Here is a 13,943-nt window from a genome sequence, read left to right as displayed (position 1 = left end):
ATTGCCTTTACCAAACAGCTCCACAAACCAGGGCAGACCCACGGAAACCAGGAAGCCAGCCACGCCGCACAGCACAAAGCGCCAGGCCTGACAGGACATCACTTCGCGGTGGCTGGTGGTCATGGTGTTGATCAGCGCGCAGTAGGGCACGTTAATGGCGGTATAGCTGATCGACAGCAGGAAGTAGGTAGCGAAAGCCCAAACAATTTTGGCGTCTGGTCCCAAATCCGGCACGGTGAAGGTCAGCACGCCAACAATGCCAATCGGCAGGGCGATCCACAGTTGCCATGGACGAAAGCGGCCCCAGCGACTTTGCGTGCGGTCAGCTACGATACCCATTAACGGATCTGAGATAGCATCAATGATGCGTAGCGTGATAAATAACGTCCCGACCAGCGCCGGTGTCAGACCAAATATATCGGTATAGAAAAATGTCAGGAAATTCGCAATCAGGCAGGTCATTACCGTGCCACCAGCATCGCCCAGTCCATACCCTATTTTTTCACTCACGGTAATTGGCGTAGTCAAATCGGTGACCTGCTCCGGTACGCCCTGAAGAGATTCCGTTTGCATCATTTATTCCCTCATCTTTAATTGGTCTTTAAACAAGCAATATGAAATGGACTGACTGCGCCATCTGTATTTCGTCGTCACTGTCTTTCTGGCAGAGAATAATTACGTCGTCCTGTAATCTGGCATGGGCTGCAGACAGCAACAAGAGTGAGATTGAGCAGTAAAGCGGGACAATTCCGACCTGATGAGGGAAGTGTGAGGTGGATCATATCCCGGCAGGCAGATGCTGTTCTGCTGGCGGAGCTATGCTAGCGTTCTGGCTATGTCTGGTGTGAATGGGGAGGTTGAATGCTTTCATTATCTGTGAGTTATCCATTGAAAGTGCAAAATGGCGGGCTGTTTATCTCCCGTGGCGTAGGCACGCATCCGACCCGTACGCTGACCTCCTGTGAGCTGATTTATGTGGTTGATGGCACGCTTACGCTGCAGGAAGAGCAAACCTGTTTCACGCTGAATAAAGGGGAGAGCCTGATCTTATTTGCCGGGAGAAAACATCAGGGTGTCACCATATTTGACGAGAAATTGAAATTTTACTGGCTCCACTTCGATATTCAGTCGGATCAGCAGAATAATCCATCATTACAGTTAAATGTTCCTCAGCATTGCCAGATTAGCGATGAGGAAAATATCCTCACCTTATTTCGATTATTATTAACTGAGCAGGAGCGGAATAAAGAAAGTTCATCACTGGAGTTACTGCTGATCCTGATATTGCAGGAGATTGTGCGTGTCAGTCCGGAATCCTCTCCGGCTGAAAGTCCTGGGGCGGCATTAGCCTGGAAAGCCAGACAGCTGATTGCTACCCACTATCATCAGCCCCTTGGCGCGACCGAGCTGGCCCAGCGGCTTCACTGCAACGTGGATTATTTAGGGCGAGTATTTCGTCAGACCTTCCGTCAGACATTAACTGAAGCGTTGCAACAGCAACGTATTGCCGCGGCTGAGAAAATATTGCTAATGGAGAGCTGTAGTCTGGCTGAAGTGGCTGAGCAATGCGGGTTTACTGATGTGGCCTATTTCCGGCGGGTGTTTCGTAAGTTACGCGGGATAACGCCCGTCAGCTGGAAAAAGCGCTATTGTCGGGAACACATCAACTCAGATTAAGGCCCGGAAGGCACCTCGGGCTGCTGTTCAGGCTGAGGGGTGTTTGCCTTGGGTTGCTGTGGCGCCTGCTCAGGCTGTGGGGGATTTTCTTCCCGTTGCCTGGCGTCCGCTTCCTGCTGCTTGAGTTTTTTAGCTTCAGCCTCAGCTTTAGCTTCAGCCGCAGCTTTTGCCTGAGCTTGTTGCTGTTCAAGTTTCTCCTGCAACTCCAGCAGCTGCTCTGGCGTCACCGCTGGATAACTTTGGGTATCTTCCGGTACTTCAACACGGGCAGGAATGGGGATTAACGGTCCGAGGAAGTGCGGTTCACGCTTCATCACATACAGATCGGCCAGCGCGCCAAGTCTCGCGCCAACTTCGCGTACCCGAATGTTCAGCATGTTTTTCGGTGAGGGAACCGCGTAACACTGCGCCTGAATGCCCATATGCAGGGCAATAAACAGCGCGCGTTCGCAGTGGAAGCGTTGAGTGATGATGATGAAATCGTTGGTATCGAACACTTTGCGGGTCCGGACAATCGAGTCCAGAGTACGGAAACCAGCATAATCCAACACGATATCCGCCGGATCGACGCCTGCGGCGATCAGATCTTTACGCATGGTCATCGGCTCGTTATAGCTGTGCAGGGCATTATCACCGCTCAGCAACAGGTAATTCACCTTGCCACTGTTGTAAGCATTCAGCGCGCCTTGCATCCGGTAGAGGTAATACTGATTTATGCCGCCGCCGCGATAATACTTGGCCGTACCAAGCACCACTCCCACCTGGCGGTGAGGCAGCGACTTCAGATTTTCATAGATATAAGGCGCCGTTTTCCAGCTAATCCAGCGATCCAGGCCAAGCGCGGTCAGTACCATCATTGTCATGATGATAATCAGGCCATAAATCAAGCGTTTTAACATGCCAGAGAGCGCTCAGACTTGCAGAAAAAGGGTGCATCAAGGCTACTTGACCAGGCGGAGTGAAGCAAGCAACAGCGCACCGGTTGGCGGGTTTTCGCACAAATCGCCGGCAGAAAAGCGCAAAGTTGAGAACCGGGTGCAGAAAGCACCCGGCTGCTATCGTCAGATTGAGGTCCGACGATAATTACGGTACTGCGGTAACCAGAAATTGGCCGCAATAGATTTGGACAGCACGTCTTCAGAAGTGACCACCGCCACGCCAGCTAACTGAGCCGCTTTGCCCACCGCCATGGCGATCAATTTTGACACGCCCTGGATATCCTTCACTTCTGGCAGAACCGGCCCCACGCCATCGTTCACCAGCGGCGAACAGTCAGCCAGCGCACGGCTGGCGGCCATCAGCATACTGTCTGTTACGCGGGTTGCACCGGAAGCAATCACTCCAAGGCCAATGCCAGGGAAGATGTAGGAGTTGTTGCACTGGGCAATTGGGTAGGTTTTCTCTTTCCACATGACCGGGGAGAACGGGCTGCCTGTTGCTACCAGCGCCGCGCCATCGGTCCAGGCCATGATGTCCTGAGGCGTAGCTTCAACGCGTGAAGTTGGGTTAGACAGCGGCATGACGATAGGACGCGGGCAATGCTTGTGCATCTCGCGGATAATCTCTTCGCTGAACAGACCCGGCTGGCCGGACACGCCAATCAGGATATCTGGCTGCGCGTGGCGCACTACATCCAGCAGTGAGATGGCGTCTGAACTCGCCTGCCATTCCGCCAGGTTTTCGCTTTTCTGCACCAGCTTGCTCTGGAAGTTCAGCAGGTTAGGCAGCTTGTCGGTCAGCAGACCGAAGCGGTCAACCATAAACACACGGGCGCGAGCTTCTTCATCGCTCAGGCCTTCGGACTTCATCTGGGCGATGATCTGCTCAGCGATGCCGCAACCTGCGGAACCCGCACCAAGGAACACCACTTTCTGCTGGCTCATGGTGCTGCCTGCCGCGCGGCTTGCCGCAATTAGCGTACCCAGAGTTACCGCTGCGGTGCCCTGAATATCATCGTTAAAGCAGCACACTTCATCGCGGTAGCGTTCGAGGATCGGCATCGCATTTTTCTGAGCGAAGTCTTCAAACTGCAGCACCACATTCGGCCAGCGGCTTTTCACTGCCAGAATGAAATCGTGGACGAAGTTGTCGTACTCTTCGCCGGTGATGCGAGGGTGACGCCAGCCCATATACAGCGGGTCATTCAGCAATTGCTGGTTGTTGGTGCCTACGTCCAGCACGATTGGCAGGGTATACGCCGGGCTGATCCCGCCACAGGCGGTGTACAGAGAGAGTTTACCAATGGGAATACCCATGCCGCCGATGCCCTGGTCGCCCAGACCCAGAATGCGCTCGCCGTCGGTAACGACGATCACTTTCACATTCTGCTTGGTGGCATTTTGCAGCATATCTTCGATGTTGCCGCGGTTCGGGTAGGAGATAAACACGCCACGCGCACGACGATAGATTTCGGAGAAGTGTTCACAGGCCGCGCCGACGGTTGGGGTGTAGATAATCGGCATCATCTCTTCAAGATGGTTGTCCAGCAGGCGGTAGAACAGGGTTTCGTTGGTGTCCTGGATATTGCGCAGATAAACGTGTTTGTCGTTATCATTTTTGAAGTCCTGGAACTGCTTCCAGGCACGCTTCGCTTGCTCTTCGATGGTTTCTACCGTCTCAGGCAGCAGGCCGCGCAGGTTAAATTCGTTTCGCTCTTCTACGGAGAAGGCGCTTCCCTTATTCAACAACGGGAATTCCAGCAAAATAGGGCCGGCATAAGGGATATACAGCGGTCGTTTACTTTCGTATTCGAGTTCCATGCAATCAATACTCATTCGGATCGGGATGTTGTGGGCCAATCCTAAAATAATTAGTCCGAAAGTACAGCTTTTGTTAACGGGTTATAACAAAAGGATCGGTTTTTATTCAATTTTTGTGAAAGCTGAACAGGATGCGGTCGATGACTGCATCCTGGCGTTGTGGAGATGATTTCCCAGAATGGCGGGATGTTTGGAACACTTAAGACCTTTTTAGTCTCAGGCTGCTGCGGACAGGTAGAAGGGGAGAGCCGTTTTGGTGTTTTAGCCGGTCTGCTGAAAAAAGCACAGATCCTGTGAACTGGGGATCTTTTACCGGAACCAGAGATGAGACGACGGTCGTTCTACCTTCTTCGATAGCACGGTTCATCTTTTCGATGCGAGTAGCCTGGCGAGCACGATACTGCTCAAGTCTGTCTGTAGAATTCTGGCGTTCGTAAGACATTTGCCTTCCCCTTTGGCTCTAATCCAACCTCAATTGTCGAGCCTTTATGCCGTTTTAGTGAGACAGCACGGCAGTAAACACTGGTTAACTTTGAGTCTGCCGGGACAAAGGAATAAAGACCAACATTAAAGGCAGTATAATGGTCAAAAATTATTCTTTCAACGCATTTGACGACTCTGGTCCCTGCGCCAGGCGGCAATTCTTTTGCTCGTGCAAATGGGGTTTTATTGACCCGATTTGCCTTAGTATCAAAAGTGACATCGTAGTGATTACCGACTTCGGCAAAAGCAAACCCGCCAGGAAAATCCGCCGCACAGTCATACGGATTGTCATCTGTGATCTGAGTGAAATACACTTCGTAATCCACCTTTGCAACAGTAAATCTCGCCGCGTGCTCGCGGGGCTGTCCGTACTCTGCATATTCGTCAAATAGAGTCATGATTATGATGAACAATCCTTTTTCAGCATAAAAACCAGCATTGCGCTCGGGGAAATACAACAGCCTCATAGATTCCTTTTGAGGCTATCGGTCTGGCTCATCACATCAGAGGAATAGTGGTCAGATTGGCACAGCCAAGCGCCTGTAACGTTGCCTGAGTGGCCTGGCGCTGAATGACTTTAGCGTCCGGCGCTTCAGCCAGCACTGCGCGCTGAATGGTCAGCACATCGTGGCCCGCAAGGCTGAGCAAGTTAAGCGCGGCCTGCAACGGCGGCAAACTTGGGTTAAAGGCGGCATTCTCCGCATAGCTACCGGCAAAGATTGCGCCGTCTGCAGTTTGTAGCGCTACGCCGCTCCAGGCTTCGGTATAAGGTGCGTGACTGCGATTGGCTGCCTGCAGTGCGGCCTGCGCCAGCGCATCGCCTTTGAGGGTCAGCTGGTGATCAACATGATCCAGCAGCAGGGTTTTGATCTCCAGATCGCGCGGACCGAAGGCATCTGGCAGGTAATCTCCCAGCGTCGCTGGTGCGCGGCCAGGCAGATGAATACTCAGCGCAGTTCCGCTGTTCAGCTCATTCATAAACTGGCGGCAGTGGCCACAAGGGGTGTAATTGACGGTGATGGCTTCCAGCGACGCCTCGCCGCGCAGCCAGGCGTGAGTCACAGCACTTTGTTCGGCATGGACGGTTTGCTGCATGGTTGCGCCAACAAACTCCATATTGGCGCCGAAATAGAGGTGTCCGCTTTTGCCTCTTGCCAGCGCACCCACATTAAAGTGGGAAAGGGGGGCCACGGCGCAGGCGGCAGCCAGCGGCAACAGGGCAAAAGCCAGTTCACGATCGTCGAGGCCGGTCGCGGTTTTAACTTCAGCCACCTGCGCTGGCGTCAGGAACGCCTGAAAGTCAGCAGCGGAGAATATCGGCAGCAGGGCAGTTTGCAGGGCTGCGGGCAGCGTGGCAAACGCGGCTTGAAAACGTGGGTGCATATCGGGCCTCTTTCACAAGTTCGGCCGCTAAGTGTAGCGGGCAGTGGCTGAGTTATATGTGATTGATATCACGCACGCAATGCAATTTATGAAAGCGAATTACAAAATGCGCGACTCATCGCAAATTTTAACCCCAGAGATGCATCAGCAACGGGAACAAAAACGGCGCAAGTAACGAGGTGATAATGCCGCAGATCACCAACGCCAGCGAGCTGTAAGCCCCTTCCTGATAGTCCAGCTCCGCACAGCGAGCGGTTCCCAACGCATGCGACGCATTACCAATAGCCAGTCCGCGCGAAGGCTTGCCGGTAATCTTCAGCATATTAAGCAGCATATGACCAAATACCGCGCCCAACACCCCGGCAATCAACACGCAGATAGCGCTGATAGCAGGAATGCCGCCCAGCGTGCCTGATACTGCCATCGCTATCGGCGTGGTCACCGACTTGGGCATAATCGTTGCGGCAATTTGCGGCGTGGCGCCCATCCACAGCGCAATCGCCGTGCCGGAGATCATCGCCGTCATACTGCCCATAAAGCAGACGCCAATAATCGATTTCCAGCGCGCGCGGATCTGGTGCATCTGTTCATACAACGGAATAGCCAGTGCCACGACAGAAGGCTGAAGCAGGTGATTCAGCACCGAGCTGCCCTGAAAATAACGGGCGTAAGGCATCTGAAGCAGTAACAGCAACGGAATAATCACCGCCATCGACACCAGCAGGGGATTCACCAGCGAGATTTTCACCTTCGCAGCCACACGGCGTGCGGCAAAGAAGACGATCACGGTCAGCGGCAGAGACCACCAGATATCACTCATCACCGGCTCCTGGTTTGGTCAACGGACGGCTGTGCAATTTATGTGAAACCAGCCCGACGGTCAGCAGCACTATAAAGGTACTCGCCACGCAGGACACCACGATCGGGCCAAACTGCGCGCTGAGGATATCGGTGTAGCTCATGATCCCAACGCTGATCGGCACAAACAGCAGGCCCATATAGCGGATCAACAAGGTGCTGCCGGGTTTTACCCAGTCCACCGGAAGGAGTTGCAAAGCCAGCAGGAAGAACAGGATCAGCATCCCCAGGATACTGCCAGGGATCGTCACCGGCAGTACGGAAGCCACCAGGTTTCCGGCATACAGGCACAGATAAAGGATCACAAAGGCGCGAAGATATTGCCAGGCAAGGGACAGGGCGGTGCGCATGATAAGCTCCTGGTTTTAAGAACGTTAATCATACGATGAAATGCTAAAACGTGCTATCGGTCACACTGAGGGATGAAGCGGCATGACCAGAACACCGGATGATGCCCCGTCCCTGTTGGGATTCATCCATAAAAAAGGGGCGAAATCACTTTCGCCCCTTTCAGCCGTCTCAGAACAACGGGATGTTATTTAACCTGCATACCTGGCTGAGCGCCGCTGTCGGCACCGAGGATAAACAGATCTTTGCCGCCAGGGCCGGCAGACAACACCATGCCTTCTGACACGCCGAAGCGCATTTTGCGTGGCGCCAGGTTAGCTACCACCACGGTCAAACGGCCTTCCAGCACGGATGGGTCTGGATAAGCTGCCCGAATACCGGAGAAGATCTGACGGGTTTCGTCGCCACCCATATCCAACACCAGACGCAGCAGCTTGTCTGAGCCTTCCACCAGTTCCGCGGTTTTGATCAGGGCTACGCGCATATCTACTTTGGCGAAGTCATCAAAGTTGATGGTCTCTGCAACTTCTGCATCGGTCTGTGCCGGGGCAGCAGCAGGTTTGGCAGCCACTGATTTTTTCGCTTTAGTTTCAGCAACCGCTGGCGCATTCGCCACCGCTGCATCTTCTTTCGACGCTTCAATCAGCGCGTTAACTTTGTCCATCTCAATGCGGCTGTACAGCGCTTTAAAGGCCGAGATGTTGTGGTCCAGCAACGGTTGCTGAATGCCATCCCAGCTCATTTCGACATTCAGGAAAGCCTCGGTGCGTTCGGTCAGTGAAGGCATCACTGGCTTCAGCCAGGTCATCAACACGCGGAACATGTTGATGCCCATTGAGCAGATCGCCTGCAGGTCAGCATCACGGCCTTCCTGCTTCGCTACTACCCACGGAGCCTGCTCATCAACGTAGCGGTTGGCCACATCGGCCAGCGCCATGATTTCACGCACGGCACGACCGAACTCGCGGCTGCTCCAGGCTTCGCCAATGCTGGCTGACGCATCGGTGAAGGTTTTGTACAGCTCAGGATCGGCCAGTTCAGCAGAGAGTTTGCCGCCAAAACGCTTGTTGATGAAGCCAGCGTTACGGGAAGCCAGGTTAACCACTTTATTGACGATATCGGCGTTCACGCGCTGCACGAAATCTTCCAGATTCAGGTCGATATCGTCGATGCGCGAAGAGAGTTTAGCCGCGTAGTAGTAACGCAAGCTGTCTGCATCCAGGTGCTGCAACCAGGTGCTGGCTTTAATGAACGTGCCGCGAGATTTGGACATCTTCGCGCCGTTCACCGTCACATAGCCGTGGACAAACAGGTTGGTCGGCTTGCGGAAGTTACTGCCTTCCAGCATCGCTGGCCAGAACAGGCTGTGGAAATAAACGATGTCTTTACCGATGAAGTGATACAGCTCGGCATCGGAATCTTTTTTCCAGAAAGCATCAAAATCGATATCGCCACGCTTGTCACACAGGTTTTTGAACGAGCCCATGTAACCGATTGGTGCATCCAGCCAGACGTAGAAGTATTTGCCCGGCGCACCAGGAATTTCGAAGCCAAAGTACGGCGCATCGCGGGAGATATCCCACTGCTGTAAACCAGACTCGAACCACTCCTGCATTTTATTGGCTACCTGCTCCTGCAGCGCGCCGGAGCGGGTCCAGGCTTGCAGCATGGCGCTGAATTCTGGCAGATCAAAGAAGAAGTGCTCAGAATCACGCATCACTGGCGTAGCGCCAGAAACCACTGACTGCGGATTGATCAGCTCAGTCGGGCTGTAAGTCGCGCCGCACACTTCGCAGTTATCCCCGTATTGATCCGGTGATTTACACTTCGGGCAGGTGCCTTTCACAAAACGGTCCGGCAGGAACATGCCTTTTTCCGGATCGTACAGCTGTGAAATGGTGCGGTTCTTAATGAAACCGTTCTCTTTCAGACGGGTATAGATCAGCTCAGACAGTTCCCGGTTCTCTTCGCTGTGCGTCGAGTGATAGTTGTCGTAGCTGATGTCAAAACCAGCGAAATCTGTCTGATGTTCCTGACTCATGTCGGCAATCATCTGCTCGGGAGCAATACCCAACTGCTGAGCTTTCAGCATGATTGGCGTACCGTGTGCATCGTCCGCACAGATGAAGTAAACCTGATTGCCGCGCATTCGCTGGTAACGGACCCAAATATCTGCCTGGATATGCTCGAGCATGTGGCCGAGATGAATGGAACCGTTGGCGTACGGCAATGCGCACGTTACCAATATTTTTTTCGCGACTTGAGTCATAGTAAGACTTGCTATACCTGTTTTAAAAGGGGGGATAGATGGTAACCGAAAGCCCGTCCCTGCGTAAACAATCCCGCGATCCCACCGCCGTTTTTTAAGGCCGTTTACCTCACTCCCTGCCACATCTGATATGCTTAAACCCATCTGAACCCAGAAAAACTGAGAAAGAAAACAAGGAGCCGGGATGACGGTACAAGCTCAGGGTCACCATTCACCGGAAGCGCTACGTGCGATGGTAATGGGCACATTGACCACTTTTGAACATCCGACGCTGAAGCATAACCTCACCACCCTGAAGGCGCTGCATCACTGCGCGCTGATGGACAATACCCTGCATATTGATTTGGTGATGCCGTTTGCCTGGCACAGTGGTTTTGAAGCCTTAAAGGAATCTACAAGCGCCGAGCTACTGCGTCTTACCAGCGCTACCGCTATCAGCTGGCGGTTGACGCATGAGATAGCCACGCTAAAAAGGGTGAAAAACCATCCTGGCGCGACCGGCGTGAAGAACATTATTGCGGTCAGCTCCGGCAAAGGCGGCGTGGGCAAATCCAGCACCGCGGTCAATATGGCGCTGGCGTTAGCCGCTGAAGGGGCAAAAGTCGGTATTCTTGATGCGGATATCTACGGTCCTTCGATCCCGGATATGCTGGGCACGCGTGACGAACGCCCAAGTTCACCTGACGGCAAGCATATGGCACCGATTATGGCGCACGGACTGGCAACCAACTCGATTGGTTATCTGGTGACGGACGATAACGCCATGGTCTGGCGCGGGCCGATGGCCAGCAAAGCGCTGATGCAGTTACTGAACGAAACGATGTGGCCGGATGTGGATTATCTGGTGCTGGATATGCCGCCGGGGACCGGTGACATTCAGCTGACGCTGGCGCAGAACGTACCGGTTACCGGCGCAGTTGTGGTGACCACGCCGCAGGACATTGCGCTAGTGGATGCCCGTAAAGGTATCGTGATGTTTGAGAAGGTGAACGTGCCGGTGTTGGGCATCGTTGAAAACATGAGTATGCATATTTGCAGCAACTGCGGTCACCACGAGGCCATTTTTGGCAGCGGTGGGGCAGAGAAGTTAGCGGAGCAATACCATACTCGCTTGCTGGCCCAGCTGCCGCTGCACATTACCCTGCGTGAAGATCTGGACGATGGTCAGCCAACGGTCGTGCGCCGTCCGGACAGTGAATTCACCACAATGTATCGCCAACTGGCCGGTGCCGTTGCCGCCCAGCTTTACTGGCAGGGTGAAGTGATCCCAGAGGATATCTCTTTCCGCGCGGTGTAAATCCACTCTCCCGGTTTAGCCGCCGGGAGAAGTTTTCAGAGCACGAAGTGCATCAGCCAATACTCGCCGTGCTCACTCTCACCCTCAGAAATCTTCTTCCAGCCATGATGCTGATAGAAGGCAATCGCATGATGATTGGCCTTCATGCACTTCAACGCGCCGGTGGAAGTGAACGCGGCCTGTACGGCTTTTAGCAGCAGACTGCCCACCTGTTTTCCTTGCCAGTCAGGAGCGACAAACAGGCTGTGCAGGAAATTATCATTAGGCAATACCGCCGCGAATCCAAGGCGATGCCCGTCATCTTCGGCCACCAGAATGCGTTCACCCAGCGTGACCCGGTCAAAATCTTCCAGCTTCCAGTCACTGTCCTCAAGCCAGTGCCAGTTGGCCCTGCGTGAGGCAAGAAACAACGTGCGCAGGAAAGGGCGGTCAGCTTCTTCGAAGCCGCGAACGTTCATCGGATGCTCCAGCAAGCGGGATGAGTAGCAACAGGGCAATCAGACTGGCTTAACATGTCTTTCGCCATCAAGCCCGGTTCCCCGGTAGTCGTAGTCAATTTTACCGGCCTCAAACAGTTCATCGAGTACCTTAAAATTATCCGGGGGCGTGACGTTACAACGATGGTTAAGCGTGGTGTCGAGGATGGAAAAACCCCGATCGCCTCGCGAAATTTGCTTCAGGTATTGCAACATCTTCAGCGCTGCCACGCTGATGCCATACTGTTCGTTAAGTGGTCTGGTCATAGTCCTTCGCGTTTTGTCTCGGCTTTGGGCGGGATAATGCCTCAGAGTAGCGTATTGTCGGCCGTTAGCCAAAAGAGTGAGTGGGCGAAGTTGACGCCTTCCCTTCTCCAGGCCAGTGTAAATACACCCGCTTAAGAGAAGGAAGGCGCAATGCCTGTCAGTCAGAACACACAAGAAAACAAGCTTAGTTTGCCAGTGCTTGCCGCTGGCGCGCTGGGCGTAGTGTTTGGCGATATCGGCACCAGCCCGTTATACACGCTAAAAACGGTGCTCTCTTTGTCTGGCGAGGGGCCAACGCCGGAAGTGATCCTTGGGCTGCTCTCTTTGCTGTTCTGGACGATGGTGATGATCACTTCAGTGAAATATGCGCTGTTCGCGATGCGTATCGATAACCATGGTGAGGGCGGCATTCTGGCGCTGATGTCTTTACTGGTGCGAAAAGACAAAAGGCGTCCACTGGTGATTTTTGCCGGGTTATTTGGCGCTGCGCTGATTTATGGCGATGGCGCAATCACGCCTGCTATCTCCGTTCTGTCTGCCCTTGAAGGGCTGAAGATTATCCTGCCTGAATCCCAGCCGTGGATCTTACCCGGTGCCGTGGTCATCCTGCTGGTTTTGTTTGCCATTCAACCTTTGGGCACAGAGAAAATAGGCAAAGTCTTTGGCCCGATTATGGGGCTGTGGTTTGCCAGCCTGGCTGGGTTGGGCATTTGGGGGATCGTGCAGCATCCTGCGGTGCTGGTGGCGCTAAACCCGATGTACGGCATCGATTTCCTGTTCTCTAATGGTATCGTCAGCTTCCTGGTGCTGGGCGGCGTGTTCCTTTGTGTGACCGGTGCGGAAGCGCTGTATGCCGATATGGGCCACTTCGGCAAGAAGCCGATCTGGCTGGCGTGGTTTGCCATCGTTTTCCCCAGCTTACTGCTCAATTACGCCGGACAGGCCGCTTTGCTGCTGTCGGGCGCTGACGTTACGCAGAACATCTTCTTCCGTCTTTGCCCTCCGATGTTGCAAATCCCGCTGGTGATCCTCGCCACACTCGCCACCATTATTGCCAGTCAGGCCATTATCAGCGGAGCCTTCTCGATGACTCGTCAGGCGATCCAGCTAGGCTGGCTGCCAAGACTGAGGATTAAACAGACCACCGAAGAGAGCTACGGGCAAATCTACATCGGGGCAATTAACTGGTTGTTGATGGTAGTGACGATTTTCCTGGCGGTCTTTTTCCAGTCCTCAGACAAACTGGCGGCGGCCTACGGCATTGCCGTCTCGCTGACGATGATCATGACAACGGGCCTGCTGTACGTGGCGATGCATGAAGTCTGGCGCTGGAGCAAGGTCACCAGCGTGCTGGTTGCGGGCGTGTTCTTTATTATCGATCTCTGCTTCCTGATCGCTAACATGAGCAAGGTGTTTGAGGGCGGGTATATCCCGTTGATCCTGGCGCTGGGGGTGTACGGGGTGATGTTGCTCTGGCACCGGGGAGTGAAAGCCGCGAGCAAAGCCGTGCACGAAAGGTTTATCCCGGTAGAGGATTTCCTTGGCATGCTGGAGGAGAAACAAATACCGAGAGTGCCCGGCACGGCAGTATTTTTAACGCGGGAGAAAGAAGGGACGCCGCCTGTGATGCAATGGCAGGTAAAACGGAACGGTTCCCTGCATGGACATGTGTTGTCGCTAACCATCGCTATCGACAACGTGCCTCGCGTGGCAGCGGATGAGCGTTTAACCGTCACCCAGCTTGCGCCCGGCTTCTGGCACGCGCTGGCGGTCTACGGCTTTATGGAACGACCAAATATCCCGGCGCTATTACGTTATCCACAGCTGGATAATTGCGAGCTGGATACTGAACATGTGACCTATTATCTGGGCCATGAAAATATTATCCGGCGCGAAGACGGCGGCGGGCTGCCAGCGTGGCAACGCGTCATCTTCAGCTGGATGGCGCGCAATGGAATGCATGTGACCGACTATTATTATCTGCCTAATGACCGGGTGGTAGAAATCGGCCGCCGGATACCGATTTAAAGAGTGAAAAATTTCTGTTGCTGAAACTGACCCGAAATTTTAATGTGCAGCTTGCAGAGATTCCGCTGGAAGGTGAGGTGCCGATCACAACCTGACTG

General features: G+C 53.8%; 12 protein-coding genes and 1 pseudogene. 3 read left to right on the top strand and 10 right to left on the bottom strand.

What is annotated here, in order from left to right:
• Nucleotides 1-573: MFS transporter (locus tag WCC56_RS21370; protein WP_424694322.1), on the bottom strand; the 573-nt coding region annotated here is incomplete at its 3' end.
• 288 nt (nucleotides 574-861) lie between these two features.
• On the opposite strand from WCC56_RS21370, the gene WCC56_RS21365 reads away from it, so the two are divergent.
• Entirely contained in the window at nucleotides 862-1,677 is an 816-nt protein-coding gene (locus tag WCC56_RS21365; RefSeq protein WP_424694321.1) for a helix-turn-helix domain-containing protein, read from the top strand.
• Nucleotides 1,678-1,868: 191 nt separating this feature from the next.
• Here the strand turns inward: WCC56_RS21365 and sanA are convergent.
• From sanA to metG, 7 genes and pseudogenes are all read right to left on the bottom strand, one after another.
• Nucleotides 1,869-2,576 (bottom strand): annotated as a pseudogene (gene sanA / locus WCC56_RS21360) (outer membrane permeability protein SanA); the annotation flags it as partial.
• 162 nt (nucleotides 2,577-2,738) lie between these two features.
• On the bottom strand, nucleotides 2,739-4,436 hold the full coding sequence (locus WCC56_RS21355) for an NAD-dependent malic enzyme (RefSeq protein WP_424694320.1): 1,698 nt from the start codon (nucleotides 4,434-4,436) through the stop codon (nucleotides 2,739-2,741).
• A gap of 404 nt (nucleotides 4,437-4,840) precedes the next feature.
• Nucleotides 4,841-5,386, bottom strand: coding sequence for a hypothetical protein (locus tag WCC56_RS21350; protein ID WP_424694319.1), 546 nt, complete (start codon nucleotides 5,384-5,386; stop codon nucleotides 4,841-4,843).
• A 31-nt stretch (nucleotides 5,387-5,417) separates the two neighbouring features.
• Nucleotides 5,418-6,302, bottom strand: a complete 885-nt coding sequence (gene cdd / locus WCC56_RS21345; protein WP_424694318.1) for a cytidine deaminase — start codon at nucleotides 6,300-6,302, stop codon at nucleotides 5,418-5,420.
• Nucleotides 6,303-6,429: 127 nt separating this feature from the next.
• Entirely contained in the window at nucleotides 6,430-7,122 is a 693-nt protein-coding gene (locus WCC56_RS21340) for a CidB/LrgB family autolysis modulator (protein WP_424694317.1), read from the bottom strand.
• Nucleotides 7,115-7,510, bottom strand: coding sequence for a CidA/LrgA family protein (locus WCC56_RS21335; RefSeq protein WP_424694316.1), 396 nt, complete (start codon nucleotides 7,508-7,510; stop codon nucleotides 7,115-7,117). Before WCC56_RS21335 ends, WCC56_RS21340 begins: the two co-directional genes overlap by 8 nt.
• A 185-nt stretch (nucleotides 7,511-7,695) precedes the next feature.
• Complete coding sequence (metG, locus tag WCC56_RS21330) at nucleotides 7,696-9,777, bottom strand: methionine--tRNA ligase (protein WP_424694315.1); 2,082 nt, start codon at nucleotides 9,775-9,777, stop codon at nucleotides 7,696-7,698.
• Nucleotides 9,778-9,961: 184 nt separating this feature from the next.
• Here metG and apbC point away from each other — a divergent pair, with 184 nt between their 5' ends.
• On the top strand, nucleotides 9,962-11,074 hold the full coding sequence (gene apbC, locus WCC56_RS21325; RefSeq protein ID WP_424694314.1) for an iron-sulfur cluster carrier protein ApbC: 1,113 nt from the start codon (nucleotides 9,962-9,964) through the stop codon (nucleotides 11,072-11,074).
• 35 nt (nucleotides 11,075-11,109) lie between these two features.
• On the opposite strand, the gene WCC56_RS21320 is transcribed toward apbC, so the two are convergent.
• Nucleotides 11,110-11,532 (bottom strand): GNAT family N-acetyltransferase, encoded by a 423-nt coding sequence (locus WCC56_RS21320; RefSeq protein ID WP_424694313.1) that lies wholly within the window; start codon nucleotides 11,530-11,532, stop codon nucleotides 11,110-11,112.
• 39 nt (nucleotides 11,533-11,571) lie between these two features.
• Nucleotides 11,572-11,817: a hypothetical protein gene (locus WCC56_RS21315; protein ID WP_013202987.1), complete on the bottom strand. Its 246-nt coding sequence runs from the start codon at nucleotides 11,815-11,817 to the stop codon at nucleotides 11,572-11,574.
• Between the two features lie 150 nt (nucleotides 11,818-11,967).
• On the opposite strand from WCC56_RS21315, the gene WCC56_RS21310 reads away from it, so the two are divergent.
• Nucleotides 11,968-13,845, top strand: a complete 1,878-nt coding sequence (locus WCC56_RS21310) for a potassium transporter Kup (protein ID WP_424694312.1) — start codon at nucleotides 11,968-11,970, stop codon at nucleotides 13,843-13,845.
• The last annotated feature ends 98 nt before the right edge of the window (nucleotides 13,846-13,943 follow it).

Origin of the sequence: Erwinia sp., from assembly GCF_049696395.1 — a bacterium.
Classification (GTDB): Bacteria; Pseudomonadota; Gammaproteobacteria; order Enterobacterales; family Enterobacteriaceae; genus Erwinia.
This window is presented reverse-complemented; position numbering and strand designations above follow the sequence as displayed.

Coding starts and splice junctions, on each gene's coding strand:
- WCC56_RS21365 (WP_424694321.1), top strand. CDS start 862: ATGCTTTCATTATCTGTGAGTTATCCATTGAAAGTGCAAAATGGCGGG.
- WCC56_RS21355 (WP_424694320.1), bottom strand. CDS start 4,436: ATGGAACTCGAATACGAAAGTAAACGACCGCTGTATATCCCTTATGCC.
- WCC56_RS21350 (WP_424694319.1), bottom strand. CDS start 5,386: ATGAGGCTGTTGTATTTCCCCGAGCGCAATGCTGGTTTTTATGCTGAA.
- cdd (WP_424694318.1), bottom strand. CDS start 6,302: ATGCACCCACGTTTTCAAGCCGCGTTTGCCACGCTGCCCGCAGCCCTG.
- WCC56_RS21340 (WP_424694317.1), bottom strand. CDS start 7,122: ATGAGTGATATCTGGTGGTCTCTGCCGCTGACCGTGATCGTCTTCTTT.
- WCC56_RS21335 (WP_424694316.1), bottom strand. CDS start 7,510: ATGCGCACCGCCCTGTCCCTTGCCTGGCAATATCTTCGCGCCTTTGTG.
- metG (WP_424694315.1), bottom strand. CDS start 9,777: ATGACTCAAGTCGCGAAAAAAATATTGGTAACGTGCGCATTGCCGTAC.
- apbC (WP_424694314.1), top strand. CDS start 9,962: ATGACGGTACAAGCTCAGGGTCACCATTCACCGGAAGCGCTACGTGCG.
- WCC56_RS21320 (WP_424694313.1), bottom strand. CDS start 11,532: ATGAACGTTCGCGGCTTCGAAGAAGCTGACCGCCCTTTCCTGCGCACG.
- WCC56_RS21315 (WP_013202987.1), bottom strand. CDS start 11,817: ATGACCAGACCACTTAACGAACAGTATGGCATCAGCGTGGCAGCGCTG.
- WCC56_RS21310 (WP_424694312.1), top strand. CDS start 11,968: ATGCCTGTCAGTCAGAACACACAAGAAAACAAGCTTAGTTTGCCAGTG.